Annotated in this window: 29 protein-coding genes; 19 read left to right on the forward strand and 10 right to left on the reverse strand. The window is 64.6% G+C overall.

Annotation, left to right across the window (positions count from 1 at the left end):
* Nucleotides 1-12: 12 nt before the first annotated feature.
* Entirely contained in the window at nt 13-726 is a 714-nt protein-coding gene (locus NCR39_RS03735) for an ABC transporter permease (RefSeq protein WP_040051881.1), read from the reverse strand.
* A 45-nt stretch (nt 727-771) separates the two neighbouring features.
* Nucleotides 772-1458, reverse strand: coding sequence for an ABC transporter permease (locus NCR39_RS03740; protein ID WP_040051882.1), 687 nt, complete (start codon nt 1456-1458; stop codon nt 772-774).
* 441 nt (nt 1459-1899) lie between these two features.
* Here NCR39_RS03740 and NCR39_RS03745 point away from each other — a divergent pair, with 441 nt between their 5' ends.
* Complete coding sequence (locus NCR39_RS03745) at nt 1900-2598, forward strand: pirin family protein (RefSeq protein WP_250450787.1); 699 nt, start codon at nt 1900-1902, stop codon at nt 2596-2598.
* Nucleotides 2599-2696: 98 nt separating this feature from the next.
* On the opposite strand, the gene NCR39_RS03750 is transcribed toward NCR39_RS03745, so the two are convergent.
* Complete coding sequence (locus NCR39_RS03750; protein ID WP_250450788.1) at nt 2697-3287, reverse strand: Spy/CpxP family protein refolding chaperone; 591 nt, start codon at nt 3285-3287, stop codon at nt 2697-2699.
* A gap of 222 nt (nt 3288-3509) precedes the next feature.
* On the opposite strand from NCR39_RS03750, the gene NCR39_RS03755 reads away from it, so the two are divergent.
* Together NCR39_RS03755 and NCR39_RS03760 are read left to right on the forward strand one after the other, a co-directional pair.
* On the forward strand, nt 3510-4232 hold the full coding sequence (locus NCR39_RS03755) for a response regulator (RefSeq protein WP_250450789.1): 723 nt from the start codon (nt 3510-3512) through the stop codon (nt 4230-4232).
* Entirely contained in the window at nt 4216-5556 is a 1341-nt protein-coding gene (locus NCR39_RS03760) for an ATP-binding protein (protein ID WP_250450790.1), read from the forward strand. Before NCR39_RS03755 ends, NCR39_RS03760 begins: the two co-directional genes overlap by 17 nt.
* A 46-nt stretch (nt 5557-5602) precedes the next feature.
* On the opposite strand, the gene NCR39_RS03765 is transcribed toward NCR39_RS03760, so the two are convergent.
* Both NCR39_RS03765 and NCR39_RS03770 read right to left on the reverse strand, forming a co-directional pair.
* Nucleotides 5603-5866 carry a double-stranded DNA-specific endonuclease gene (locus NCR39_RS03765; protein ID WP_040051887.1) on the reverse strand — a complete coding sequence of 88 codons (264 nt, stop codon included), beginning with the start codon at nt 5864-5866 and terminating at the stop codon, nt 5603-5605.
* Nucleotides 5867-5962: 96 nt separating this feature from the next.
* Entirely contained in the window at nt 5963-7648 is a 1686-nt protein-coding gene (locus NCR39_RS03770) for a GGDEF domain-containing protein (RefSeq protein ID WP_250450791.1), read from the reverse strand.
* A gap of 728 nt (nt 7649-8376) precedes the next feature.
* Between NCR39_RS03770 and NCR39_RS03775 the strand changes: the two genes are divergently transcribed.
* From NCR39_RS03775 to NCR39_RS03790, 4 genes are all read left to right on the forward strand, one after another.
* Nucleotides 8377-10128: an ABC transporter permease gene (locus NCR39_RS03775; RefSeq protein WP_250450792.1), complete on the forward strand. Its 1752-nt coding sequence runs from the start codon at nt 8377-8379 to the stop codon at nt 10126-10128.
* Nucleotides 10129-10140: 12 nt separating this feature from the next.
* On the forward strand, nt 10141-11511 hold the full coding sequence (locus tag NCR39_RS03780; RefSeq protein WP_040051890.1) for an ABC transporter ATP-binding protein: 1371 nt from the start codon (nt 10141-10143) through the stop codon (nt 11509-11511).
* Between the two features lie 180 nt (nt 11512-11691).
* The gene (locus NCR39_RS03785) at nt 11692-11886 is read left to right on the forward strand and encodes a type II toxin-antitoxin system HicA family toxin (protein ID WP_250450794.1); all 195 of its coding nucleotides are present in this window, start codon (nt 11692-11694) and stop codon (nt 11884-11886) included.
* Between the two features lie 17 nt (nt 11887-11903).
* A complete protein-coding gene (locus tag NCR39_RS03790) occupies nt 11904-12305 on the forward strand; it encodes a type II toxin-antitoxin system HicB family antitoxin (RefSeq protein WP_250450796.1) in 402 nt (133 codons plus the stop codon).
* 64 nt (nt 12306-12369) lie between these two features.
* On the opposite strand, the gene NCR39_RS03795 is transcribed toward NCR39_RS03790, so the two are convergent.
* The 3 genes from NCR39_RS03795 to NCR39_RS03805 all read right to left on the reverse strand — a co-directional run bounded on the left by NCR39_RS03795 (nt 12370) and on the right by NCR39_RS03805 (nt 14762).
* Nucleotides 12370-12894, reverse strand: coding sequence for a hypothetical protein (locus tag NCR39_RS03795; protein WP_250451458.1), 525 nt, complete (start codon nt 12892-12894; stop codon nt 12370-12372).
* On the reverse strand, nt 12891-13445 hold the full coding sequence (locus tag NCR39_RS03800; RefSeq protein ID WP_250450797.1) for a hypothetical protein: 555 nt from the start codon (nt 13443-13445) through the stop codon (nt 12891-12893). The genes NCR39_RS03795 and NCR39_RS03800 overlap by 4 nt, the downstream gene beginning before the upstream one ends.
* A 249-nt stretch (nt 13446-13694) precedes the next feature.
* Nucleotides 13695-14762 carry a sigma-54 interaction domain-containing protein gene (locus NCR39_RS03805; RefSeq protein ID WP_250450799.1) on the reverse strand — a complete coding sequence of 356 codons (1068 nt, stop codon included), beginning with the start codon at nt 14760-14762 and terminating at the stop codon, nt 13695-13697.
* 623 nt (nt 14763-15385) lie between these two features.
* Here NCR39_RS03805 and NCR39_RS03810 point away from each other — a divergent pair.
* From NCR39_RS03810 to NCR39_RS03850, 9 genes are all read left to right on the forward strand, one after another.
* The gene (locus NCR39_RS03810) at nt 15386-15760 is read left to right on the forward strand and encodes a hypothetical protein (RefSeq protein ID WP_250450801.1); all 375 of its coding nucleotides are present in this window, start codon (nt 15386-15388) and stop codon (nt 15758-15760) included.
* Between the two features lie 60 nt (nt 15761-15820).
* Complete coding sequence (locus tag NCR39_RS03815) at nt 15821-16138, forward strand: ElaB/YgaM/YqjD family protein (RefSeq protein ID WP_250450802.1); 318 nt, start codon at nt 15821-15823, stop codon at nt 16136-16138.
* A 65-nt stretch (nt 16139-16203) separates the two neighbouring features.
* Entirely contained in the window at nt 16204-16410 is a 207-nt protein-coding gene (locus NCR39_RS03820) for a hypothetical protein (protein ID WP_250450804.1), read from the forward strand.
* Nucleotides 16411-16742: 332 nt separating this feature from the next.
* On the forward strand, nt 16743-18146 hold the full coding sequence (locus NCR39_RS03825) for a sigma-54-dependent transcriptional regulator (RefSeq protein WP_250450806.1): 1404 nt from the start codon (nt 16743-16745) through the stop codon (nt 18144-18146).
* 210 nt (nt 18147-18356) lie between these two features.
* Nucleotides 18357-18557: a hypothetical protein gene (locus NCR39_RS03830; protein ID WP_250450808.1), complete on the forward strand. Its 201-nt coding sequence runs from the start codon at nt 18357-18359 to the stop codon at nt 18555-18557.
* Between the two features lie 248 nt (nt 18558-18805).
* Nucleotides 18806-19042: a hypothetical protein gene (locus NCR39_RS03835; protein WP_250451459.1), complete on the forward strand. Its 237-nt coding sequence runs from the start codon at nt 18806-18808 to the stop codon at nt 19040-19042.
* A 193-nt stretch (nt 19043-19235) separates the two neighbouring features.
* On the forward strand, nt 19236-20684 hold the full coding sequence (otsA, locus tag NCR39_RS03840) for an alpha,alpha-trehalose-phosphate synthase (UDP-forming) (protein WP_250450809.1): 1449 nt from the start codon (nt 19236-19238) through the stop codon (nt 20682-20684).
* A gap of 122 nt (nt 20685-20806) precedes the next feature.
* Complete coding sequence (locus NCR39_RS03845; RefSeq protein WP_502800173.1) at nt 20807-21166, forward strand: chemotaxis protein; 360 nt, start codon at nt 20807-20809, stop codon at nt 21164-21166.
* Between the two features lie 123 nt (nt 21167-21289).
* Complete coding sequence (locus NCR39_RS03850) at nt 21290-22207, forward strand: YihY/virulence factor BrkB family protein (protein ID WP_250450813.1); 918 nt, start codon at nt 21290-21292, stop codon at nt 22205-22207.
* A 154-nt stretch (nt 22208-22361) separates the two neighbouring features.
* Here the strand turns inward: NCR39_RS03850 and NCR39_RS03855 are convergent, their stop codons facing one another.
* Nucleotides 22362-23849, reverse strand: a complete 1488-nt coding sequence (locus tag NCR39_RS03855) for an RNA polymerase factor sigma-54 (protein WP_250450815.1) — start codon at nt 23847-23849, stop codon at nt 22362-22364.
* A 507-nt stretch (nt 23850-24356) separates the two neighbouring features.
* Here NCR39_RS03855 and NCR39_RS03860 point away from each other — a divergent pair.
* Together NCR39_RS03860 and NCR39_RS03865 are read left to right on the forward strand one after the other, a co-directional pair.
* Nucleotides 24357-24698: a BON domain-containing protein gene (locus NCR39_RS03860; RefSeq protein ID WP_250450816.1), complete on the forward strand. Its 342-nt coding sequence runs from the start codon at nt 24357-24359 to the stop codon at nt 24696-24698.
* A gap of 328 nt (nt 24699-25026) precedes the next feature.
* Nucleotides 25027-25263: a hypothetical protein gene (locus NCR39_RS03865; protein ID WP_250450817.1), complete on the forward strand. Its 237-nt coding sequence runs from the start codon at nt 25027-25029 to the stop codon at nt 25261-25263.
* Between the two features lie 157 nt (nt 25264-25420).
* Here the strand turns inward: NCR39_RS03865 and NCR39_RS03870 are convergent, their stop codons facing one another.
* Nucleotides 25421-25873: a PA2169 family four-helix-bundle protein gene (locus NCR39_RS03870; RefSeq protein ID WP_250450818.1), complete on the reverse strand. Its 453-nt coding sequence runs from the start codon at nt 25871-25873 to the stop codon at nt 25421-25423.
* A gap of 191 nt (nt 25874-26064) precedes the next feature.
* On the opposite strand from NCR39_RS03870, the gene NCR39_RS03875 reads away from it, so the two are divergent.
* Nucleotides 26065-26304, forward strand: coding sequence for a hypothetical protein (locus NCR39_RS03875; protein ID WP_250450819.1), 240 nt, complete (start codon nt 26065-26067; stop codon nt 26302-26304).
* Nucleotides 26305-26325: the final 21 nt, after the last annotated feature.

The raw sequence follows: 26325 nt of genomic DNA on the forward strand, positions 1-26325 counted from the left end.
CGATTGCCTGACTTATTTGCCTTGAGGCCGCAGGTACGCGAGCCAGCGATACTCGGCGCGGCGGAACAGCCACACGAGCGCAAACGAAATGACGAGATAGAGCAGGGCGGCGATGCCGAACGCCTGGAACGACTGATACGTCGCCGAGTTCACGTCGCGGGCGATCTTCAGGATGTCCGGCACGGTCGCGGTGAACGCGACGGTCGTCGCGTGCAGCATGAGGATGACCTCGTTGCTGTAATAGGGCAGCGCGCGTCGCAGCGCCGACGGCAGAATCACCCGGCGATACAGCGTGAAGCTCGACATGCCATAGGCGCGTGCGGCTTCGATTTCGCCGTAGGGCGTCGCCTTGATCGCGCCGGCGAAGATTTCCGTCGTGTAGGCGCACGTGTTGAGCGTGAACGCGAGCAGCGTGCAGTTCATGCCGCTGCGAAAGAATTCGCCGAGCAGTTGATGATCGCGCACGACCTGCAGGCTGTAGAGGCCCGTGTAGCACAGCAGCAGTTGCACGTAGAGCGGCGTGCCGCGAAAGACGTACGTATAAAGCCACACCGAGCGCGACAGCAGCTTGTTCTTCGATACCCGCGCCACCGCGAGCGGCACCGAGAGGCAGAATCCGAAGCCGATGGAAACGACGAGCAGCCACATCGTGATCGCGAGACCGGTGATGCGATAGCCGTCGGTGAAAAGGTAGTTCTTCCAGTATTCCTGGATGATTTCGATCATGAAGTCCGCCGCTCTTAATCGCTTTAGATGGCTGGTTGAAGGTGATCAGAGATCCGCTTTGCGCACGCCGATGGAATAGCGCCGCTCGAGCCAGATCAGCACGAAGTTCGAGATCGTGGTGATCGCGAGATAGACCACGCCTGCCAGCAGCGTGAAGAAGAAGAACCGCTGCGTGCCCTTGCCGGCGTCCTGCGCGGCTTTCACGACATCCGCGAGGCCGATGATCGACACGAGGGCGGTCGCCTTGACCATCACCTGCCAGTTATTGCCGATGCCCGGCAGCGCGAAGCGCATCATCTGCGGAAACATGATGCGCGAGAAGGTCTGCCACGGCGTCATGCCGTAGGCCGCGCCCGCTTCGAGCTGGCCGCGCGGCACCGAAAGAAAGGCGCCGCGGAAGGTCTCGGTGAAGTACGCGCCGTAGATGAAGCCGAGCACCAGAATGCCGGCGAGGAACGGATCGATGTCGATCTGATCCCAGCCGAGCTGATCGGTCAGCAGATTCAGCCAGATCTGGATGCTGTAGAAGAGCAGCAGCATCAGCACCAGATCGGGCACGCCGCGGATGAGCGTCGTGTAGACGGTGCCGACGCCCGAGGCGAGCCGGTTCTTCGACAGCTTCGCCGCCGCGCCGATCAGGCCGATCACGAAGGCGAGCCCGAGCGACAGCACCGCCAGCTTGACGGTCTGCCAGGTGCCCGCGAGGATCAGCGGACCGTAGCCTTGCAACATGGTGATTCCTTCCTAAGGTGCGCCACATATGACGGGCGCGCACTGGGCGGCTTTCGGCCGCCATCCGTCCGCGTGAGTTGCGCTCGCGACATGCCTGCTTCCGGCGTTTCGCCGGCGGTGCGTATTCTAGGTGGCCAAAATTGGCGAGCCCGCTGTGTTCCTGCTGCACTTTCCGGCGATCTTCCTGGCGCGCGGTGGTCCGCCACGCATGAAACGGCAAGAATGACCGCCAACCGGCGTCCGCGCCGCGCCGCAGCGACGCCGCTGGCCGAAAAGCGCGGTATTTTACCCGAACCCGGTTCGCGCGCGGGCGATGTCCGGACATGTCCGATTACATCCACCGGCGGGACGGTGTAGTGCCGGCGCGCTCGTTGTTCCGGCGGACGGCCGCCCTTACATTCTGTCCATCGCAGTTCAACGTCTACACCGGGAGCAATCATCATGTTCCAGATTCGCCGCAGCAACGAACGCGGTCATGCCAACCACGGCTGGCTCGACTCGTATCACACGTTCTCGTTCGCCGATTACCACGATCCGGAGCACGTCCACTTCGGCGCGCTGCGCGTGATCAACGAAGATCGCGTCGCGGGCGGGCAGGGTTTCGGCACGCACGGCCATCGCGACATGGGAATCGTGAGCTACGTGCTCGAAGGCGCGCTCGCGCATCGCGACAGCATGGGCAACGGATCGACCATTCGCCCCGGCGACGTCCAGCGCATGAGCGCCGGAACCGGCGTGCGGCATAGCGAGTTCAACGGATCGCCGAGCGAAACGGCGCATTTCCTGCAGATCTGGATCATTCCGGATGCGCCGGGCGGCGCGCCGGGCTACGAGGAAAAGCGCTTCACCGACGATGAAAAGCGCGGCCGCCTGCGCGTGATCGCGTCGCCGGACGGGGCGGACGGGTCGGTGAAGATCGGCGCGGACGCGCGTATTTTCGCGGGGCTCTTCACTGGCGACGAGCGCGCGGAGTTCGCGGTGCCGGCGGGCCGTCGCGTGTATGTGCACGTGGCGCGCGGCAAGGTGTCGGTGAACGGCGAGGCGCTCGGCGCGGGCGATGCCGCGAAGATCGAAGACACCGCGACCGTCACGCTCGACGCGGGCGACAACGCCGAAGTGCTGCTGTTCGACCTGGCCTGAGGCTGCTGCTGTATCAGCGACAAAACCGCGGAGCGCGCGAAGCGCCCGCGGTTTTTTTGCGCGCCGGGCATCGTCGGCGCGCGTCCGTTCATCAAGACTTAAGGCTTCGCCGTGGCCGACGCCCCCGCCGCCGCGCCCGGTGTGCCGTCCGCGCCGCCGCGATGCTTGCCCCAGCGCTCATGCATCTTTTGCTCATGCTCGCGCATCCTGGCGAAGTGCTTCTTGAGCGCGGTGCTGACGGTCGTCTTCTGCTGATCGTTCAGCGCGTTGTAGAAGTTGAGCCACGCGGTCGAGGTCTCTTCGCGCAGTTGCGCCTGCTGCTGCTCCAGCTTCTGATGCGCCGCGTGCATCGCGTTCAGGTCGAGAATCGGCTGATTCTGCATCGCCTCGAATTGCTGATGCATCTGGCGATGCGCCTCGCGCATGGTGTCGCGCTGATGCTTCATCGTGTCGAGCGCGGTCTGCCAGAGCTTTTCCTGATCCGCGTTGAGCTTCAACTGGCCGTGCAACTGGTCCAGTTGCTTCTGCATGCGCATTCCCATGTGATGACCGCCGGGGCCGCCCATCATCATGCCCGGAGCGCCGGGCGGCGGCGCGCTCGGCGCATCGTTGGTGGCGGCGTAAGCCGAGCCGAAGGTCAGCGCGAGTGCGGTGGCAGCGGCGGTGAGGATGCGGTATTGCTTGCCCATCGTGAGACTCCCTTTATTGATTGTCGGAGCCGAATTGCGAGCCTCGTCGAGGTTTCGCGCTTCCGGTGAGACACAGCGTAGAGGCTCGCGCGGCATCGCGTGTTACCGCTTCGGCGTTTCGTATTACGCTGGTTTACGCGCTCCTTTCGCGGTAACACCCGGTAACCCTTTGGGGCGCGCACGCCGTCAAACGGTCCGGGCTCACGCGCTAAACTTCTTCACATGACTACACAAATCCTTGTCGTCGACGACGACGCCGAACTGCGCGACCTTCTGCGCGACTATCTGGTCCGGCAGGGCATCGAAGTATCGGTGCTGCATGACGCCGGTTCGCTCGAACGCCGCCTGGAGCGCGAGCGCCCCGATCTGATCGTGCTCGATCTGATGATGCCGGGCGTCGATGGCCTGACCGCGCTGCGAAAGCTGCGCGCATCGGGCGACGACATCCCCGTCATCATGCTGACGGCGCGCGCGGACGACGTGGACCGCATCGTCGGACTCGAACTCGGCGCGGACGATTATCTCGGCAAGCCGTTCAATCCGCGCGAACTGCTCGCCCGCGTGCAGGCGGTGCTGCGCCGGCGCCGCACGATTCCGTCCGCCGCGCCGGAACAGCGCGAGCCGTACTCGTTCGGGCGCTTCCGGCTGGATTTCCAGTCGCGCACGCTTCAGCAGGACGAGAAGCCGCTCACGCTGTCCGGCAGCGAATTCGCGCTCCTGAAGATTTTCGTCAACAACCCGATGCGCACGCTCACGCGCGAGCGTCTGCTCGAACTGCTGCACGGCCCCGAATACGACGGCACGGACCGCGGCATCGACGTGCAGGTGTGGCGTCTGCGCCGCATTCTGGAAAGCGATCCGTCCGCGCCGCGCTTCATCCAGACGGTGCGGGGGCGCGGCTACGTGTTCGTTCCTGACGGCGAGCAGAATGCGCCGACCCATTGATTCGCTTTTCGGGCGTCTCGTCGTTCTGGTGATCGGCGTGCTGGTGCTGTCGCACCTCGCGTGGTTCGCGGTCATCCGCGTCGAGCGCGACAACTCGCAGACGCGCTATGCCGTCGAAGAGGCCGCGTTCCTGGTCGAGGCGGTGCGCCAGCACGTCGCCAACAATCCCGATCAGCCGCTGCCGTCGCGCGTGCGCGTCGTGCCGCTGAACGCGCCGGACGTGCCGCAGCCCGCCAGCGACGCGATCCCGCCGCCGCTGTCGCGCTTTCTCGACGACATGAGGGACCGCCTGCCCGACGACACCGACGTGCGCCCCGGCGAACCCGGCGCGCCGCCGAGCGTGTGGGTGCACGGCGCGAAGGACGCGGGCTGGATCGTCGTGCCGGTGCAGCCGCTGCGTCCGCCGCGCTCGCGCGACCGCATGCTGGTCTGGCTCGCCATCATCTTTTCGACGGCCGTGCTGGCCGCGCTCTTCGCCGCGTGGCAGTTGCAGTCGCCGTTGCGCTCGCTCGCGCAGGCGGTCGGCCGCTTCGGTCGCGGCCAGCCGACGCCGCCCGTGCCCGAACGCGGCCCGCGCGAATTGCGCCAGTTGACGCACGGTTTCAATCAGATGGTGCGCGAGGTGTCGCAGACCGAAAGCGATCGCGCGGTGATGCTCGCGGGCGTCGCGCACGATCTCAAGACGCCGCTCGCGCGTCTGCGTCTGCGCGCCGAAATGATGGACGACGAAAAAGTCCGCGACGGCGTCGTGCGCGATGTCGATTCCATGGCGCATATCGTCGATCAGTTTCTGGTGTTCGCGCACGACCGTCCGGACGGCAGCGAGCCGGTGCCGGTGGATCAGACGTGCGAGCGCATCGCGCGAGCGTATCGGGCGGTGTCGCCGAACGCGGAGCCGATTCGCCTCGCGCTCGAAGCCGGGCCGAGCTTCGTGCTGCCCGCGGCGACGCTGGACCGGCTGCTGTCGAATCTGCTCGATAACGCGCATGCGTACGGCGCGCCGCCGATCGTCATCGAGACGCGGCGCGGGCCGAATGGCTGGGTGCTGGTGGTGGCGGATCACGGCAACGGCATCGCGCCCGACGACCTGATCAAGGCGAGCCGTCCGTTTGTGCGGCTCGATCCGGCGCGCGGCGGCAGCGGACATAGCGGACTCGGACTTGCGATCGTCGAGCGTCTTGCGCGGCGCGCGGGCGGGGAGTGCGAAGTCGGCAATCACGCGCAAGGCGGCTTGCAGGTCTTGATGACGTTTCCGTTCGACATCGCCACGCGGCCGGTCACGGAGCGCCGCGCAGGGCCGCAGCACGAGGAGCGCGCGCTCTAGCGAAGGCGCGCGTCCTTCAGTCGCGGCAGGAAAAGCGCGGGCGGTCTCAGTCGAACAGCGTTTCGAGCGCCGAGGCCGCCTCGCTGTCCACCGTGTTGTACGTCACCGTCGACGCCTCGAAGATGTAATGCGTCGTGTACTTGCCGAGCCGCGAGAGAATCTCCTCCTGGATCACCTCGGGCGCGATGTCGATCTTCAGATACCACGCGGTGGACGAGAGCCGCGTCTGAAACGACCCGTACTCGGCGAGCAGTTGGTCGAACGTTTCAGCATCCTGATCGCGGCACACGATGACCAGATTCCCCTTCATGCAATCCTCCCGATGACGGCAACGGCATTCGATATCCAAAGTCGATGATACCTGCCCGCACGCGGCAGTGCCGTGTCCATCGGCGCGTCCGCGCGCTTATTTGCCGGCCAGCGAGTTTTCGGGATGACGCGCCGGCGGCACGGGATCGGCGGGGCGCACTTCGCTGCGGTCGCGCCCGCGCGATTTCGCTTCGTAGAGCGCGAGGTCGGCGCGGGAGAGAATCCATTCGAGCGCGTCGCCGCCGGCCAGCTCGGTAATGCCGATGCTCACGGACAGCTCGGCATCGTCGGGAAGATGCCCGCAGTGTTCGTGATTGAAGCGCTTGCGCAGGCGTTCGAGCACGGCTTGCGCGTCCGCGAGCGACGTCTGCGGCAGCAAGATGCCGAATTCCTCGCCGCCGAGCCGGCCGATCGCGTCGTTCGGGCGAAGCTGCGCGCGGCACACGTCCGCGAAATGCTCGAGCGCGCGGTCGCCCGTTGCGTGGCCGTAGCGGTCGTTGATCTGCTTGAAATGGTCGAGATCGGCGATGGCCACCGAAAGCGGCGTGCCCGAGGAGCGCGCCAGCTCCACCTCGTGACGCAGCGTATCGAGGAAATAGCGGCGCGACAGGGCGCCGGTGAGCGCATCGTGGCGGGCTTCGGCGGAAAGCATCGTATTGGCCGACTGCAACTGCTCGGCGAGATCGCGCGTCGCGCGGTGCAGTCGGCGTTCGCGCGAATACGACGTCGCGATCACCACTGCGAGCGTGACCACGCCGAGCATCGTCAGAAACACGAGCAGGCGGTCGCGGCTATGGTTGCGGCTGATTTCCGGCCAGCTCGTGAGCGGATGCACGATATGCGCCGACAGACCGGAGTTGAGCCCCGTGCGCTCGTCGTAGAGCGAGGGCGACGCGTCGCCGTTCGCGGTGTAGACGCTCTGCGCGAGCGCGGGCGCGAGCCACGGCGCGGACTCGCGCATCTGCTCGCCGACCGGCGCGACGCGCAGCGGCGGAAACGAATCGCGGCGATAGTGCTCGAAGCGCTCCGCAGGCGTCATGCGGGCGACGGGGGCGTCGGGCATCGCCTGATATTCGAGGCGGCCGTCGTGCGCCATCACGACGACGCCGTTTTCGTCGGTCACGAACGTGCCCGCGCGCGACACCCAGTGCCGCAGCCGGTCGATGCTTACCTTCGCGATCACCGCGCCGACGAGCAGTCCGTCCTCATAAACCGGCGCCGCGATGAAGATGCCCGGCTCGCCCGACAGCCTGCCGACGCCGTACATTTCCGCGAAGCCGCCGAGGAGCGCCCGCCCGACGTAGGCGCGCGCGCTCATGTCATAGCCGATGAAGCTGTTCGCATCCGCCGCATTGCTCGACGCGATGCAGAAGCCCCGGTCGTTCACGAGCCAGATCGAATCGAGGCCGGAGAAGCCCTGGGCGTCGTGCAGGAAAGCATCGACCCGGACGAGGTTCGGCAGCGCCATCCATTCCGTGCGGCGCGCCGTTTCCGTCGCCTTCCGGTTCAGGGCATAATGCCGCGACTCGGCGAGGGCGCGCTGCATCAGGTCCATTTGCGCGAGCGTGGCAGGAATGGCGCGGGACATGGCCAGATCGCTCGCGATGCTCTGCGCCATGTTGTCGACGATGGACGCCGCCATCTGCCGTTCGGTGCGCACCGTGGCGGTCATCTCCTGCTGTACCATCCGGTCCGAAAGCAGGCCGGCGGCGGCCCAGCACCCGAACACGAGCAACGCGAGGCAGAGCGTCGCGATTACGCGGTGCAGAGTGAGCTTGTTCATCATTCGGCCGGTACGGACGTCACACCGCACGCGTCGGGCGCGCGAATGGCGCACCGCCCGCAGCGAACGTGCCGGCCCCGCGCCGGGACTCGCCGCCGTCAGCCGAAAACGGGATAATCGCCGGCCTGAGCGCGCGGCTCAGCCGGACGTAGCGGGCGCGTTCATTGCGTCGCGCCCGAACGGCAGCCGCGGTCCTTCCACGCGTACCCGGCCGGGCGACGCGGCAAGGACGGTCTCTCGAGTCTGTCGGACGGCCTTCCGACTTGGATTTGGCGTCACGCATTGCATCGGCGCTCAATTTATTGTTTGTGGTAAGTCAAGATTGGACGATGTTTTTTGTCGTCTATCAAGGGTCTTCTCGCCGCGGGCGACGTGTCTCCAACACAATGCTGCGCCGCCGTGCTCGCGCTTGACTCGTCACCCCGGCTGACGGCCGCTGCATCGGCGGTCTCTTCATTTTTGCCTTCGCCGTGCCGAAGAGCAACAGAAGCATCGCACGAATGGACGAAGTTCGGGGCGAAGGTTGTGCCTGTCATCGTGCTTGGTGTAGTGTCGCCCGGTTCGGCGCGCTTTGCGTGTAGTCGATTCGGCGGCCGGGCGCGTTGAACGTCTGGCGGCGCGAGAGGAGAGCGTTGGGGACGCCTCCGGTCCGGACGACGGCGCTGGCCGTCGCGAGCATCACCCGCGCCTTGCGCGGTCGGAAGAAAGCCTTACGGGGAGGGCCTTGAATGGAATTTGGTTTCAATCTGAATCGCACGGCGAACGCGTCGGCGTGGCGGCTCCTGCCCAACCGGTGGGACTTCGTCGCGTTCCCGATGATCATCTGCATCATCGCGCTCGCCGCTGTCGGTTTCCATGAGACCCTCGCGCCGATTTCGACCCTGCAGACGCAGGCGATCTCGCTCGACCCCGCGAATCTCCCCGAATACGCGCTGCGAACGACCTTGCGCATGCTCGCCGCGATGGTCGCCTCGCTCATCTTCACGCTCGTCTACGGCACGCTCGCGGCGAAGAGCCGGCGCGCGTCCATCGTGCTCGTGCCGATTCTCGACATTCTTCAGTCGGTGCCGGTGCTCGGTTACATCTCCTTTACCGTCACGTTCTTTCTCGCGCTGTTCCCCGGGCGCGTGATCGGCGCGGAATGCGCGGCGATCTTCGCCATCTTCACGAGCCAGGCGTGGAACATGACGTTCAGCTTCTATCAGTCGCTGCGCACGGTGCCGCGCGACCTCGACGAAGTGTCGCGCGGCTTTCATCTCACCAACTGGCAGCGCTTCTGGAAGCTCGAAGTGCCGTTCTCGATGCCCGGCCTCATCTGGAACATGATGATGTCGATGTCGGGCGGCTGGTTCTTCGTCGTGGCGTCCGAGGCGATCACGGTCGGCAATCGCACCGTCGTGCTGCCGGGTATCGGTGCGTATCTGGCGGCGGCCATCGGCGAGCGAAATCTGAGCGCGATCGGCTGGGTCATTCTGGCGATGACCGTCGTGATTCTCGCCTACGATCAGCTGATGTTCCGCCCGCTCGTCGCGTGGGCGGACAAGTTCCGCATGGAGAACACGAGTTCGGGCAACGCGCCCGAGTCGTGGCTGCTCGATCTGATTCGCCGCACGCGTCTGATTCACCGGCTGCTCGTGCCGGCCGGATGGATTCTCGCGCGCGCCGCGCGCGTGCCGATCCGCCTGCCGTCCATTCAGGGCGTGAAGCTGCCGTTGCGCGCGCCGGTCGCATCCACGCGCGCGGGCGACATCGCCTGGGGCGCGGTCGTGCTGCTGCTCACGGTGTTCGTCGTGTGGAAAGTGGTGTCGTTCGTCGCGACGGGCGTCACGTGGGGCGAAGTGGGCCACGTGTTCGTGCTCGGCTTCATCACGCTGATCCGCGTGGTCGTGCTGATTGCGATCGCGTCGGTCGTGTGGGTGCCGGTGGGCGTGCTGATCGGGCTGCGTCCCGCGCTCGCCGAGAAATTCCAGCCGCTCGCGCAGTTCCTCGCGGCGTTCCCGGCGAACCTGCTGTTTCCGGTGTTCGTCGTCGTGATCGTGCGATGGCATCTGAACCCCGACATCTGGCTCTCGCCGCTCATCGTGCTCGGGACGCAGTGGTATATCCTGTTCAACGTGATCGCGGGCGCATCGGCCTATCCGAACGATTATCGAGAAGCCGCGACCAACTTTCAGATTCGCGGCTGGCAGTGGTGGAAGAAGGCCATGCTGCCCGGCATTTTTCCTTACTACGTTACCGGCGCGATCACCGCGTCGGGCGGCGCGTGGAACGCGAGCATCGTCGCGGAGGCGGTGTCGTGGGGCAACACGAAAGTCGTCGCGCATGGCTTGGGCGCGTATATCGCGCAGACCACCGCTGACGGCGATTATCCGAAGATCATCCTCGGCATCGCGGTGATGTCGCTCTTCGTGACGCTCTTCAACCGATTGTTGTGGCGTCCGCTGTACGCCTACGCCGAAGCACGGCTTCGACTGGATTAAGGACGAGTTCCGATGCAGAACCTCAAGAACACGCAGACGCCCGCCGCGCAGGTCGCCCAGCGCACGGGCGCGGCCGCGCAGCCGACCAAGCCGCCGCGTATCGGCAACGAAATCCTGCGCGTGCAGAACGTGAGCCGCGGCTTCAACAAGACGCAGGGCGAACTGCTCGTGCTCGACGACGCCAATCTCTCGTTGCGCGAAGGCGAGATCGTCGGCTTGCTGGGGCGTTCGGGCTCGGGCAAATCGACGCTGCTGCGCATCATCGCCGGATTGATCGAGCCGACTGCCGGCGAAGTCACGTATCTCAACGAGCCGTTGCGCGGACCCGCGAAGGGCGTCGCGATGGTGTTCCAGACGTTCGCGCTGTTCCCGTGGCTGACCGTGCTGCAGAACGTGGAAGCGGGTCTGGAAGCGCAGGGCGTCGGCGCGCGGGAACGTCGCGAACGGGCGCTGGCGGCGATCGACCTGATCGGTCTCGACGGCTTCGAGAACGCGTATCCCCGCGAGCTTTCCGGCGGCATGCGGCAACGCGTGGGATTTGCGCGCGCGCTCGTTGTCGATCCGACTCTTTTGCTGATGGACGAGCCGTTTTCCGCGCTCGACGTGCTGACCGCCGAGAACCTCCGCACCGATCTGCTCGATCTGTGGACGCAGGGCCGGCTGCCGATCAAGTCGGTGCTGATCGTGACGCACAACATCGAGGAAGCGGTGTTCATGTGCGACCGGATTCTCGTGCTGTCGTCGAATCCGGGCCGCGTGATGGCCGAGATCAAGGTGCCGTTCAAGCATCCGCGCAATCGGCTGGATCCGGCGTTCCGGCGGCTCGTCGACGACATCTACGCGAAGATGACCGCGCGCCAGATGGACGAAGCGAAGAAGAAGGGGCTGGAACTCGGAAGCTGGCTGCCGTCGGTATCGACGAACCTGATGGCCGGTCTCATCGAAACGCTCGCGGCCGAGCCGTACCACGGTCGCGCGGACATGCCGGAAATCGCGCGGTCGCTGCATCTCGAAGTGGACGATCTCTTTCCGGTCGCGGAAGTGCTGCAGCATCTCGGCTTCGCGGACGTGCGCGAGGGCGACATCTACCTGACGCCGCAGGCGCGCGTGTTCGCGGAATTCGGCACGCAGGAGCGCAAGATGATGTTCGCCGAACATCTGCTGCGGCACGTGCCGCTCGCCGCGCGAATCAAGAAGGTGCTGAACGAGCGGCCGGGGCATCGTGCGCCGCGCGTGCGCTTCGAGCAGGAACTCGAAGACTTTCTCTCCGACAAGGCCGCGCAGGAAACGCTCGATGCGGTCATCGACTGGGGTCGCTACGGCGAGATCTTCTCGTATAACGACCAGACGGAGATGCTGAGCCTGGAGGATGTGGAGGCTTGAGGCTTTCGCTCGTTGTCGAATGGTTCAGGGAAAGCGCGGTTGCCAGAGATGGCGCCGCGCTTTTGCTTTTGGCTTAGGCCGTTTGGATGACTGTCGAGGAAAGGCTGCGCTCGCTACATTTCTCATCTCTAACACCCGCGCGTCGTGTGTAGAATTACACACGACGCATTCGGAGATGAGATGAATTCATCGCGCCTGATACGAATGCTTATGGAACACGGCTGGCAATTGATGCGCATCACCGGCAGTCATCACACCTTCAAACATCCGAGCGTCAACAAGCTCGTCACCGTGCCGCACCCAAACAAGGATCTTTGCGTGGGGACGTACCGGAGCATCTTGAAGCGTGCCGGCTTGCTCGAGCGACTGCACTAGTAACGGAGAGAGTGGACATGAGATTTCCGATCGCAATTCACAAGGACGAAGGGAGCGTCTATGGCGTGACCGTTCCTGACATACCCGGCGTATTTTCCTGGGGCGAGACCATCGATCACGCAATCGAGAACACGAAGGAAGCGATCTTCGGCCACGTCGCGACGCTGATCGAACTGGGTGAGGAGGTCGGGATCACTACTTCGTCGATGGACGAACTCGTCGTCGCCCCCGACTATGCCGACGCCATCTGGGCGTTCGTCGAAGTGGACCTTTCAAAGCTCGACTCCAAACCCGAACGCATCAACATCAGCTTGCCGCGCTTCGTCCTTCACAAGATCGACAGCTACGTCGAAGCGCGCCACGAAACGCGCAGTGGCTTTCTCGCGCGCGCCGCGCTGGAGGCGATCGCGCACGGCTGACGCAACAAAAAGCGCGGTTCCCGTCGCCGGAAACCGCGCTTCTCGCATGGCACGCACGTCACGCTTACTGCAGATTCCCCCATCGCTCGACCGCAGGCTCCGCCGACGCCCACTTCCAGCCTTCGGTCTGCTTGCACGCCGTCGCGATGAACCAGTCCGCATGCGAATTCGGCTCGTCGCTGTCCGCGACGGAGAACGCGAATTCCTTGCAGCTCGCGAGCGCGTTGTCGAATTCCCGCAGCACGCGCACATCGCCGTGGCCGTTCTCTATCGGCAGCGTGTGTTTCACCTTCCAGGGCCGCGTCTCGCCGACCGTCGACACACCCGCCGCCGACGCGATCGCCACTTGCTGATCCGTGTGCAGCGACTTCGACACGCGTTTGACTGCTTCGTCGGTAGCCGCCTGAACCGCGATACCCACGCCGATGCCGATTGCCGGATTGGTCGTGACCGCGCCCGTCGCGACGCCCGCGACCGCGCCCGTCGCCGCGCCGATGGACGCGCATCCGCTCACGGCCGCGCACGCCGCCGCGACGGCGACCAGAAGCGCGAGGCGCAGCGCGCCTGCATTCGTCAGGCGCACCGTCATTGCAGCGAGCCCCAGCGCGGCGTGGCCGGTTCCGCCGACGCCCATTTCCATTTCTGACCGTCGCGGCAGACGGATGCCACGTAGAACGCGCTGTCCGGGGCGCGATCCTTGGTGGCGTCGCGATCGACCGAGAACACGATTTCCTTGCAATCCAGCGCGCCGCTGCTAATCGCGCGGCTCACGGTCACGCGGCCTTTCTCGTCCTCTTCGAGCGGGACGGAATGCACGGCGACCCACGGCGCGACCGCGCCGACGGCGAGCGGTCCGGCGGCGGCGGCGATCTTGTCCTGCGTATCGGTATGGATGACGCGCTGCGTGTACTGCACGCCCGCGCGCGCCGCCGCAACCGCGCCCAGGCCGATGCCGGTCGCCACTGCCGCGTTGTTCGTCACCTTCGCGGCGACGGCCGCGCCCGCGATACCCGCGCCCGCTGTCGCGCCTTCACTGTAGAGCGAGTTGCATCCGCTCAAACCCAGGCACGCGACGGCGCCTGACAGAAACGCGGTGAACGCGGCGACGCGTCGGCCGCGCCGGGGGACACAGATCTGCATGTTGCTTTTCCTTCGTCTGCCGTTTTTATTGGCGCTGCGATCGAACGAACGCGGCCGATTTTTCCCTTCCACTTAACGCGGAGACTTGTCGCACAAGGCTCGAGAGCGCGACAGGCCGCGAGCTTCGCGCATTTTGAAGCATGCTTCTAATTACAGGTGCGGGAAAATTGCAAGAAATTGCAAGCGGGCGGAACGCGTTTCGCGTCTTGTAATACTGAACGGACGATTCGTTCCCGAATCGCCCGACGATCAGTTTTCGCTGGCCGACGACGAATTGTCGCTGCCGTCGGTGTCTTCGTTCTCGTAGGCGCCGAGCCGGTTGTACAGCGTCTTGAGGCTCACGCCGAGCGCCTTCGCCGCGCGCCGCTTGTCGCCGCCGCAATGCTTGAGCGTGCCGAGGATGATCTGCTTTTGCGCGTCGGCGAGCGGCGTGCCGACCCAGACGTTCATCGCGTCGCCCTGAGTGATCGGCTTCTTCACGCGCGATGCGAGATGCGGATGCGCGATCTCCACCGTCTTCTCCGCGAGAATGAACGCGCGATAGACCGTGTTTTTTAGCTCGCGCACGTTGCCCGGCCACGAATAGGTGCGCAGCACGTCGAGCGCGCGCTTGCTGAACGCCTTGTTCGTGCCTTCCTGCGCGTTCATTTCAGAGAGGAAATGCTGCGCGAGAAATTCGCGGTCCGAATCGCGCTCGCGCAACGGCGGCGCGCGCAGCGGAAACACGGCGAGGCGATACATCAGATCCTCGCGCAGCCCGTTTTCCCTGACGGCAACGACGGGATCGCGATTGGTGGCAGCGATCACGCGCACGTCCGAACTGATGAGATCGTTGCCGCCGACGCGAAAGAACGTGCCGGTTTCGAGCGCCCGCAGCAGCTTCACTTGTCGGACCGGCGACATTTCCGTCACTTCGTCCAGAAAGAGCGTGCCGCCATTGGCGTGCTCGAAATAGCCGACGCGACCCTGCACCGCGCCCGTGAAGCTGCCTTTCTCGTGGCCGAAAAGCTCGGCTTCGATCAGATTGTCCGGAATCGCGCCGCAGTTCACCGCGATGAACGGCGCGTCCTTGCGTCCGCTCTGATCGTGGATGGTCCGCGCGATGAGTTCCTTGCCGGTGCCCGATTCGCCGATGATGAGCGCCGTCGCGTCGGTGCCGGCGACGCGCTCGATCTGCGAATACAACTCCAGCATCACGGGCGATGAGCCGTACAGCAGTCCATAAGACTTCAAACCCGGCACGTCGCCCGCTGTGCGCTTTTTCTGCGCGGGTGTTTCGCCTGCGACGAGCGGCGGGTCAAGATCGGTTGACGCCATAAGTCCTGATGGTTCCTGAGTTCTGCGAATGTGGTTGGTCGGAGGGCGCTTCGCAGCAATCGAAAGAGAAGCGCCGCCGAAGCGGGCAGAGGCTCGATCGCGGTTGCACGCCGGGCCGGGCCTCGATCGTGCTGTGGACTTCATCGCGCGTGGCATGACGCACGCGCGTATCGACCGTCCGCATCAGCGATCGCGCGCTGGCGCTGCTGTCGTGCTCTCGATCGCGATGAGCCGATTCCCTCTCCATGCGTCGGTCCGGAGTCTCGCGCGGCGCGGCATTGCACGCCGGTTGCGGCGCGTCGATCGCGCATCGCCGCGGACGACTCTATCTCATAAACGCTATTTAACCATTCGCGGCGATATTGCGGCAATGCGCTCTTGAGCGCCCGGAGGCAATTTGTCTGATTGCCTGTCGCCGCGTCCGGCGCTTCCGGAAAGGTTCTCCGCATGCGCCGCGAATTTACAAGCCGACGGCGTAAGACTTACCCGCGATTCATGCCGCGGGATCGACCGTGGCGCGTGAGCGCGATATGGCACGAATGCTGCTCCACGGTGTTCATCCTTATTCGAATGCCCGAAAAAACGTTGAAGACCGCAGGGCAGTGCGAGAGGCCGAACACATCATGAAAGACATCTTCGATATCGATTTAACCGCGCGCGATTACCGTGCGCCCGCCAGCACGAGCCGGCTTCGCACGGCGCCTGCGACGGGCGGCCGCGAACGGGCGGCGGGCGACCGGCAGGAACTCGCGACAGGCGAGGCGATCGACATTTATCACTGGGCGGCCGTCGCGCTCGTGACGGCGCTGATGTGCGCGGTGCTCGCCTACGCGGCAGGCACGCCGGCGCTGGCAGGCGCGGCCAACGTGACGAGCCTCGTGTTCGGCGCGGCGGGCGGCGCGTTGACGGCAAGCGGCATCGTGCGCCGGCTGCGCGCGCGCCTCGCCGCGAACGGATCGCGCGATCCGTTGACGGTGACGGTCGCGAAGACGCAATGACGGCGAATCAAGGGCGATCGGCTAACTCGAATGGCAAACCCAATGTGGAGGACTGATTCCATGACTCAAACGACTGTCCAGCTTGCGTTGGGCAAGCAGAAAATCATCGAAGACATCAAGGTGCTGCTGAACGACTCGGAAGAGTTGCTGCGGCTTTCGGCGACGCTGCCGGGCGAAGGCGTCGACGCGTTGCGCTCGCGCTTGCGCACGCACACCGATACGGCGCGCGCCGCGCTCGAAGACGCGCAGGCGAATGCGCAAAGCCGCTATCGCGCGGGCGTCGACTGCACGGAGAAATATGTGCGCGAGAACCCGTGGCAATCGCTGGGCATGGCGGCTGCCGCCGGATTCGTGCTGGCGCTCCTGATTCAGCGCTAAAGGCGCGCTAACTACGCCGCCGCCTGGCGGCATCGATCATTGACAACGACAGGAGAAAAAACACCATGGCACGTTCTTCGATTGGAGTCTTCGGGGCGCTGTTCGCTGTCGGCAGCGTGCTCGCGTGGAAATGGATGCAGTCGCAGGACGCGGCCGGACGCCGCTTCGGGCGCGATCCGAATCGCGCGGTTTCGTCGTCGCGGCGGCGCTCGGCGATGAACGGCTACGTCGTCGGCGGCACGCCCGACGCGTGGCACTTCCCGCGAAGCTGACGACGGCCGGAGCCGCAGTCCGGCTCCGAACCGACGATCGCATGATTCACCGAAGCAGACGCACGCCTTTACCGGCGTGCGTTTTTATCTTAATAAACCCTTATAATTGAGAAACCTCTGCTATAAGTGGCCTAAATGGCAAAACTTACGGCGGTCGCCCCAAGCGTGCGGAAATTTCGGAAATTATTTTATTTTTAGCGCTTCCAGCCGGGTTCGATCGATGATCCCCGGCCGCAAGACGCACCGGCCCGGACGGCGCCTTGTCGCCCGGAGAAGACCACGCTGCCGCGCAGCGTGTGACCCTGAAACGCTTTGGAAGAATTCGAGACGCAATGCCACACGTATTGATTGTCGATGACGATCCCAGTACCCGCGAGGCGCTAGCCGCGATCATCGGCGAAGATGGATTGACGACGGCCACCGCCAGCGATTTGCGCGAGGCGCGCATTCAGCTTGTGAGGCAGACGCCGGACGTCGTGTTCACGGACCTCAAGCTGCCCGACGGAACGGGCGTCGACCTGTTCGAGGATCTCGATCCGCGCTCCGGCGTGGAAGTGATCGTGATCACCGGTCACGCGACCGTGGAATCGGCCGTGAGCGCGCTCAAGATGGGCGCGACCGACTATCTGGTCAAGCCGATCAACATGCAGCGCGTGAAGGCCATCCTCTCGCGCCTGCCGCGCGCCGGCGACCTGAAGGCGGAAATCGGCACGTTGCGCGGCGAGTTGCGCCGCATGGGCCGCTTCGGCCTGATGCTCGGCAATTCGCCCGCGATGCAGACGGTCTACGACCAGGTCGGCCGCGTCGCGCCGACGGCGGCTTCGGTGCTGCTGATCGGCGAATCGGGCACGGGCAAGGAAGTCGCCGCGCAGACGCTGCACGAGCTGAGCCTACGCCGCAAGCATTCGTTCATCGCCGTGAACTGCGGGGCGATTTCGCCGAATCTGATCGAGTCCGAAATGTTCGGCCACGAACGCGGATCGTTCACGGGCGCGGATCGGCAGCACAAGGGGTATTTCGAACGCGCGAACGGCGGCACGCTGTTCCTCGACGAAATCACCGAAATGCCGATCGAGCTTCAGGTGAAGCTGCTGCGCGTGCTGGAAACCGGCATGTTCATGCGCGTCGGCACGACGAAGGAACTGGAAACCGACGTGCGCCTGATCGCGGCGACCAACCGCGATCCGGAGCAGGCCGTGCTCGAAGGCAAGCTGCGCCTCGACCTGTATCACCGGCTGAACGTGTTCCCGATCAACCTGCCGCCGTTGCGCGAGCGGGGCAAGGACGTCGAACTGCTGGCGCAGGCGTTCCTCGACGAGCTGAACTCGCGCTACAACACGCGCAAGGACTTCCCGCCGGCCGTGCGCGACATGCTCGCGTCGTACAACTGGCCCGGCAACGTGCGCGAGCTGAAGAACTACGTGCAGCGCGCGTACATCATGTCGGCGTCGGATTCGGACAGCACGGCGACCGTGCCGCTGCAGATTTCGCTATCGAAGGCATCGGCGGGAACGGCGGTGACGATTCCGTTCGGCACGTCGCTCGCGCAGGCGGATCGGCAGCTGATTCTCGCGACGCTCGAGCAGTGCGGCGGCGTGAAGACGCGCGCGGCGGAAATCCTGGGCATCAGCCTGAAGACGCTCTATAACCGGCTCGTGGAATACGGCGAGGATGCGAACAAGGCGGCCGTCGGCGAGGGTGGCGATCCGAACGACGCAGACGGCGAAAATCTCTGAACGTCGGTTATCTTCACACGAAAACAACGCCCGTTGCTTGCAAAAAGCGCGGGCGTTTTTGTTGGCAGGCGCGCTTTGACCCACCATAATGGGGTCCATGGACGCGACTGGAATCGCGGAAATTGGGGAACAGACCTTGCGTGAGAATGAGCGCATCCTTCCGACCTAGCCGGGATGCAATCACGATCACAAGACCGCAAGGAGCCCGACATGACCGATTCCGCCCGCGCGCCCATCAGTGCGCAGACGCCGCAGCCGCCGGACCCGCCGGTGACGCCGCCCGATCAGCCGCCGCCGAATCCGATTCCGCCCGACACGAACCCGGACCCGACGCGCGATCCGCCCGAGCAGCCGATGCAGCCCATCGGCGATCCGCCGCCCGGGCCGAACGACGCGCCGCCGGTGGCTTGAGCGGCATGTCGGACGCATCGGCGGTGTCTTCCGGACCGATTCACCGAATTCGTGCAAGGCTTGAATAAGTTTCCATCCCGAAGGTAGGGATTACAACGAATGCCGCAAGAATGACCGGTTTCCGTGTGTCATTGCCGGTCCTTTTTTCCCAAGAACGCGCGAATTCGAAGCCCGGAAACGGCGGCGAACCGCGCATCGGTCTGACGCCGCCGAGGTCCATACACGACGGCCTTCTTTCTGGAGGCACCATGAGGCATCCCGCACTTCGACGCTCCGCGCGTCACTCTTCTAAACGCGAAGCACGCGCCGAAGCCGCCAAAAACGGCACGGCCCAGAACGCCTCTTCGCCCCCCGCCGATCACGACCCCGCCGGCCAGAACCGCCCCGCGCCTGGCGCTCCGCCCGATGGCGAACACAACCAGGGCGGCGTGCGCCGCGAGGGCATCGACTATCAGCGCGACCTCGGTTCCGAGCAGGACGCGTGACTTGCCGCGATCGCGCGGCGCACCGACACCGACGAAAAGTTCGACGCGCCAGCGGTTTGGCGCGTGCTTTCGCTCGTCCGTAACATCTGGATACGAATTTTTCACCGGGAATGTGCGCAAAACGGCATAAGACTTGCATGACTTGATGCCGTCCATTCGGGCATGCAACGACAACTGAAGAGGTGAGCCTGTAATGAGCAGATTGATCGTGGTATCGAATCGCGTCGCGCCGGTGCAGGAGGGCAAGCCCAGCGCGGGCGGTCTCGCTATCGGCGTGTTGGATGCGCTCAAGGAAACGGGCGGCGTGTGGTTCGGCTGGAGCGGCGAGATCGTCGGCGAATCGGCCGCGCCGGTCGTCGAAAAGAACGGCAATGTGACCTATGCGACCGTCGGCCTCACGCGGCGCGACTACGACCAGTACTATCGCGGCTTCTCGAACGCGACGCTGTGGCCGACCTTCCACTATCGCAACGACCTCTCGCGCTTCGATCGCGAGGAATACGCGGGCTACATGCGCGTCAACGCGACGCTGGCCGCGAAGCTGAAGACGCTGCTTCAGCCGGACGACATCATCTGGGTACACGACTACCACATGCTGCCGTTCGCGCAGGAGCTGCGCAAAATCGGCGTGACGAATCCCATCGGCTTCTTCCTGCATATTCCGTTTCCGGTGCCGGAAGTCATGCGCACCGTGCCGCCGCACGAGGAACTGATGGCGGCGATGTGCCAGTACGACGTCGTCGGCTTCCAGACGGACAGCGACAAGCAGTCGTTCGTCGATTACGTCGAGCGCAGCGGACGCGGCCATTTCAGCGACGACGGCATGCTGCAGGCATTCGGCCGGATGCTCAAGGTCGGCGCGTATCCGATCGGCATCTATCCCGACGCGATCGCGAAGGCCGCCGCGCAGTTCTCGACGCGCAAGCAGGTCAAGAGCCTGCGCGACAGCATGCGCGGCCGCAAGCTCATCATGAGCGTGGATCGCCTCGATTATTCGAAGGGTCTCGTCGAGCGCTTCCAGGCGTTCGAGCGCCTGCTGCTGAATGCGCCCGGCTGGCATGGGCGCGTGTCGCTCGTGCAGATCGCGCCGCCGACGCGCGCGGACGTGCAGACGTACCAGCGCATTCGCCAGAATCTGGAAGGCGAAGCGGGGCGCATCAACGGGCGTTTCGCGCAGCTCGACTGGACGCCGATTCAATATCTCAACCGGAAGTACGAGCGCAATCTGCTGATGGCGCTGTTCCGTCTCTCGCAGGTCGGCTACGTGACGCCGTTGCGCGACGGCATGAATCTCGTCGCGAAGGAGTACGTCGCATCGCAGGATCCGGAAGATCCGGGCGCGCTCGTGCTGTCGCAGTTCGCGGGCGCGGCGGATCAGTTGCCGGGCGCGCTCGTCGTCAATCCGTTCGATCTGTCGCAGATGTCCGAGGCGCTGGAGCGCGCATTGTCGATGCCGCTCGCCGAGCGCCAGGCGCGCCACGCCGACATGATGGCGCCGCTGCGCGAGAACAATCTCTCCGTGTGGCGCGATTCGTTCCTGTCCGATCTGCGCAGCGTCGCGACGGCCACGTCGGTGACGGCGAAGACGGTCAACACGGTGAAGCAGGGCGCGGCCGAAGCGAAGAACGCGGCGAAGGCCTGAACCGCGCGACGTCGCATCGCGCACGAAAGCCCCGCGTCTCGCACGAGCGCGGGGTTTTTTCATGGCGAATCGCATGCGGAACGGGACTTGCGATCCTGTCATCGACACAATCGAAGGAGGTCATCATGACGGGAAGCACACTGAATCCGCCGGATGAAGGCGGCACGGAATGGGGCAAGGGTCACGGCACGGGCGCGCTCGGTCCGAGCGATTCGTCGGATAGCGGATCGGACGTGCAAGGCGAAATGCGCCGTCCGGCCGATATCGAGGACGAACTCGACGGCCACGCGCTCGGCTTGTCGGACGCGCAGCTCGCGAGCGATACCGACCGCTTCGGCACGGGCGAAGACGCATCCGCCGACGGCGACAACAATCTCGCGGTCGACGGCGACATCCTGCCGGACGAAGTGGAAGACGAGGACGTGGAGTCGCTGAGCGACGAAGGCGCCGATCCGGCCGACGACGACGACGAACGCATCTGAACGCCGCTTCCAGCAAGACCCGAAGGCGCGCGCGGACTTTCCGCCCGCGCCTTTTTTACACGCATCGCGCGCGGGGAGGCTAACATCGGCGCTTGACGCTTCAAACTGGTTTCGCACTCGCCGATGAACCGCGAAGTCCCCCAAGTCCCCAATCCGTCCGCTCCGCTCGCCGAAGGCCGCACGTCGCGGTTCGGGTGGCTGTCGTGGCTCGCCGATCCCGTCACGCAATGGGTTCAGGACCACTGCCTCATGTTCTCGGCGGCGATCTCGTTCTTCGCCGCGTTTTCGCTCGCGCCGACGCTTGTCATCGTCATTTCGGTGGCGAGCATTTTCTTCGGCGCCGATGCCGTGCAGGGCCGGCTCTTCGCCGAAATCAGCGGCGTCGTGGGCGCGGATGCGGCGCACACGCTCGAAGCGATCGTCGCAAACGCGTGGCACGCCGACATGGCGCGGCGCACGGCCGTGCTGTCGATCGCGGGCGTGCTGATCGGCGCGTCGGCGACCTTTTCGTCGCTGCATAGCGCGCTAAACGTGATCTGGCCGACGCCCGCCGTCGGCACGCGCGCGAGCATCTTCGCGCTTCTGCGCGTGCGGCTGATGTCGTTCCTGCTCGTGGTGGGCGCGGGGTTGCTGGTGGTGGCGCTCCTCGTGCTCGATGCGCTCGTCGAAGTGCTCGGCCACTGGGCATTCGGCGACGGCAATCCGTTCGTCGTGCTATCGACGGTGACGCGCCGCGCGATCTCGCTCGCCATGCTGATGCTCGCGTTCACCGTCCTGCTCAAGTTCCTGCCGACGACGCGCATGCGCTGGCGCGACGCCGCGCTCGGCGCCACCGCCGCCGCGATGCTGTTCGAATGCGGCAAGCGGCTCTTCGCGTTCTACCTGCAGCACGCGGGCACGGCGAACATGTTCGGCGCGGCGGGATCGCTCGCGATCATCCTCATGTGGCTCTATTACTCGGCGGCGGTGTTTCTGCTGGGCGCGGAACTGTCGGCGACGGCGGCGCGCAAGCGCACGCATCGCGAGTCCGGCTGGCGCTAGAAACGCGCACGGAAAAGGCACGAGAAGCGCGGGCGAAAAAAAGGCCGCCCACGAAAGGCGGCCCGACAGCTACGCTCCCTTGATTCCACTCATGCGACTCGCTTTGACCGGGTCGTCGCTCGAGCGCCGGGAGCGCAAAACCGTTAGCGGTGCTTCATGCCTGGCGGCGCAGTTCCGCCGGCGGCACCTTCATCAAATGCCGATACTTCGCCACCGTGCGGCGCGCGACGATCACGCCCTGATCGGCGAGCATCTTCGCGAGGCTCACGTCGGAGAGCGGATCGCGCGTGTTTTCCTTCGAGATCATTTCCTTCAGGAGCGCGCGCACGGCGGCGGCCGAGCACGTGCCGCCGCTTTCGGTCGACAATTCGCGCGGGAAGAAGTGCTTGAATTCGAAGATGCCGCGCGGCGTGGCCATGTACTTGTTGCCCGTGGCGCGCGAGATGGTCGATTCGTGCAGGCCGAGTTCGTCGGCGACATCGCGCAGAACGAGCGGCTTCAGCGCGATTTCGCCGTAATCGAAGAACGCCTTCTGATGCGAGACGATGCATTCGGCCACGCGCTGGATCGTCGTGAAGCGCTGCTGTGCGTTGCGAATGAGCCAGCGCGCTTCCTGCAACTGCTGCGCGAGCGGCGAACGGCTCGCGCCGGCCGATTGCGCGAAAAGCTCCGCATACATGCGATGAATCCGCGCGCGCGGCAGCACCGCCGGATTGATCGTCACGACCCATTGCTTCTTGACCTGACGCACGATGACGTCCGGCACCACGTAGTTGTCCTCGCTCTGGCCGTAGTTCTCGCCCGGCTTCGGATCGAGACGGCGCACGAGCGCGCACGCAATGCGCAGTTCTTCCGCGCTGCAGCCGATCTTCTTCTGCAGTTCGGCCTGCTCGCGGCGCGCGAGCCGTTCGAGATGATGCACGACGATTTCGCGCGCCACTTCGCGGCCCGGCGTGTCGTGCGGCAGCGCGTCGAGCTGAAGCGTCAGGCATTCGGACAGATTGCGCGCGCCGACGCCCGGCTTGTCGAGCGACTGCACGAGCTTCAGCGCGATGCTGAGTTCGTCTTCGCTGATGGCCGGCTCGATATCGACGACGTCCGCCAGTTCGCTCAGTTCCTGGCGCAGATAGCCGTCGTCGTCGAGCGCTTCGATGATCAGTTGCGCGACCGCGCGATCGCGCTCGTTGAGCTGATACATGCGCAGCGTGTCGTGGAGCGTTTCATGCAGCGACGGTTCGATGCGCACCCAGTCGGCGGGATCGGAGCCTTCGCCGTCGCCGTTGTTGCGCGATGCGCTGCGGCCGAACGGATCGGACGAGAACTCGCTCATGGAGTCGTCGCGCGAACCGGAATCGGCGCCGGAGTCGCCGTCCATGCTGGATTCAGCCGAGAGCGGCGCTTCGGCCGTGCTCTCGGTGGAAGTCGAGAGCGATGCTTCGCTCATCGAATTGCCGTTGTCCGCGCCGAGGGCGTTGTCCTCGGTCTGCGATTCGTCGTATTCGAGGAAAGGATTCGTGTCGAGCGCGTTGCGCAACTCCTGCTGGAATTCCAGCGACGAAAGTTGCAGAAGGCGGACCGACTGTTGCAGACGCGGCGTCAGGGCCAGGCTTTGCTTGGTGCGGAGTTCGAGTGAAGGCGGCATTGCTGGCTAATCCTCGAGTATTCGTTCGTGATCGATATGTTCGTCGATCAGCAAAAGCAACCACCGTGCCATGCGTCGCTAAGGTCATGCTTCGCATACGTTTTTGGTTCTGGCGAGCGTTCGTTCGAACTGTGCGGCGCCCCGCTTTCACGCAGTTTTTACACGGCCTCAGACAAAAGGACGGCCCGCCGCGCGGCCCGTTCGACGGGCTTTTGACAGCGCGCGCCCGCCTGTTCATGATTTGTCGCCTGGGCTTCGCGCGTCGGCGGTTCAAGGCGTCGCGCCGATGTTCGGTCGCACACGCGAGCCATCCGATCCGGACCCGGCACGCAAGTTGCGGTACCGTTCATGCGATCGGCGCGGCGACGCGCGGACGCTATCGAGGCAACAACGATCATCACGAAGAAGCGGGGCGCCTCGTGCGTGTGCTCGGCAAGACGCGAGCATGCGGGCACGTCAGCGTGACAGGGGCGCGCAAGACTAAAACCGAGAACAAGGAGTATCACTATGAAGACGACTCAATTCCTCAAGGCAGCCGGCGGTATCGCATGTGTCGTGTTCGCGCTGAACGTGAACGCGCAGATCAACTCGACGTCGTCCTCGGGTGCTTCGGACACGTCCGTCGGCCAGAAGGTCGATGACAGCGCCGTGACGACGAAGGTCAAGGCCGAACTGCTGAGCGCCAAGAACGTCAAGTCGACGCACATCCACGTAAAGACGCGTCGCGGCGTCGTCTCGCTGACCGGCACCGTGCCGTCGGCTGAAGACAAGACCGCCGCGGAAGAAGTGGTGAAGGAAGTGTCGGGTGTTGCATCCGTGAAGAACCATCTCAAAATTGCTGCCAAGTAAGACGGAAGTAATGGCATAGTTCGTATGCCCGGCGCGCTTGATGCGGGCCGGGCTCGAAACCGCAGTACCGGAACCCGCGCGGGGTTCGATGATTCGTCGTCGCACGAGACATCGGGCCTTTCAGCGCGGGTTCGCACATCGGGCGGCGCTTCATGCCGCTTGTTTGTTCGCTTCGCCTGCTTCGCTTGTTTCACACGGCACGTGCATCACCTCGCAGCATGTTTGAAACCCTAAAAACGAAGGACGGCCGGTTCAGGTCGTTACTCACAGGTGGCTCACGAAGCGTCGTGCATGCGGCGCTCGAAGGCCCCGGCAAAAGGAGCTCTTCATGAAGACGAAAAAGATGGCATTGATCGGCGCGCTGGCTCTCGCATTCTCGACGACGGCGTTCGCACAGGCGGCATCGGATACGGCGGGCATGGCAGCCCCGGCATCCGGCGCTCACGCAAAGAAAAGCAAGGGCACGACGCTGCATCAGCAGAACAAGGCGCACAAGCTGAAGGGCGCGTCGGCGGCTGCGGCAGCTTCCTCGCTCGGCACCAACGACAAGGGACAGCCGCAGTAATCATCGGCTGCATCCGCGCTCGACGAAACGGCCACGCAAGTGGCCGTTTCGTTTTGCGGCGATGCGTGTAGTCGCATCGTCGCATCGTCGTGCGAAAAAAATCGCCGCCCGAAGGCGGCGATGATGCGTGCATCGTGTAGCTATGCGGCGAAGCGCATTACGACTTCGTGGCCGCGTACTGATCGCGCAGGTCGCGGATGCGATCGTGGTTCTCGATCACGCCCTGATACTGACGCTCGACGATCGCGCGCACATCGGCCGGCAGGTCCTTTTCGAGCGCCTCGCGATAGTTCTTCTTCGCGGCGTCTTCACCGCGCTCGCATTCGGCGAGGATCGCGTGGTCGCTGTGGCCGCTCACTGCCGACTTCACGTCGACCCAGCCGCGATGCAGCGCGCCCGCGACGGAGCCGCCCGTTTCCGGCTTGCCGCCCAGACGCTGAACCAGGCCCTGCAACTCGATCGCGCCTTGCGAGCATGCTTCGGCGCGGTTCTGGAACAGGAGCTTGAGGCTCGGATCACGCGTGTCTTCGGCGGCCTTGAGGAAACCCTTCTCTCCGTCCTTCGAGGTTTCGATGAGATCATTGAGTACCGATACGACGTTCGTGCTCATAGGGATACCTCCTTTGTTGGCGAATTGGCTTTGAGCGCTGCGTCCCTTGCGGGATGCGCTGCATTTAGCCCTTGCACGCAGCGTGCCCGGAAAGGGTCGATGGCGAGCGGCACGTCGTTTGCTTGATGGTCGCGCATTCCGACGTTCGTCCCACGCAGGACGACGCAACGACAAGGCAACAGGAGAAGCCGATGAAAAGATTCAACGCGCTCGCGAATCGCGAATTTCTACTATTGGTGGCGATCGTCGCGTCGGCGGTCACGCTGCATGTGCGCGAACGGGCGATCGAAACGCCCGTGGCGTCGCAAGCCAGCTATCCGCACATGTGCGAGCCGACCGGCGCGGCCGGTAACAAGGCGAAGATCCTGCCCGCCGGATGCGACGTCCGCACCGACACGAAAAAGGATCGCAACGCACGTCCGTGGGTTTGACGCGAACCGAATGAAAAACGC

Origin of the sequence: Caballeronia sp. ATUFL_M2_KS44, from assembly GCF_023630965.1 — a bacterium.
GTDB lineage: Bacteria > Pseudomonadota > Gammaproteobacteria > Burkholderiales > Burkholderiaceae > Caballeronia > Caballeronia concitans.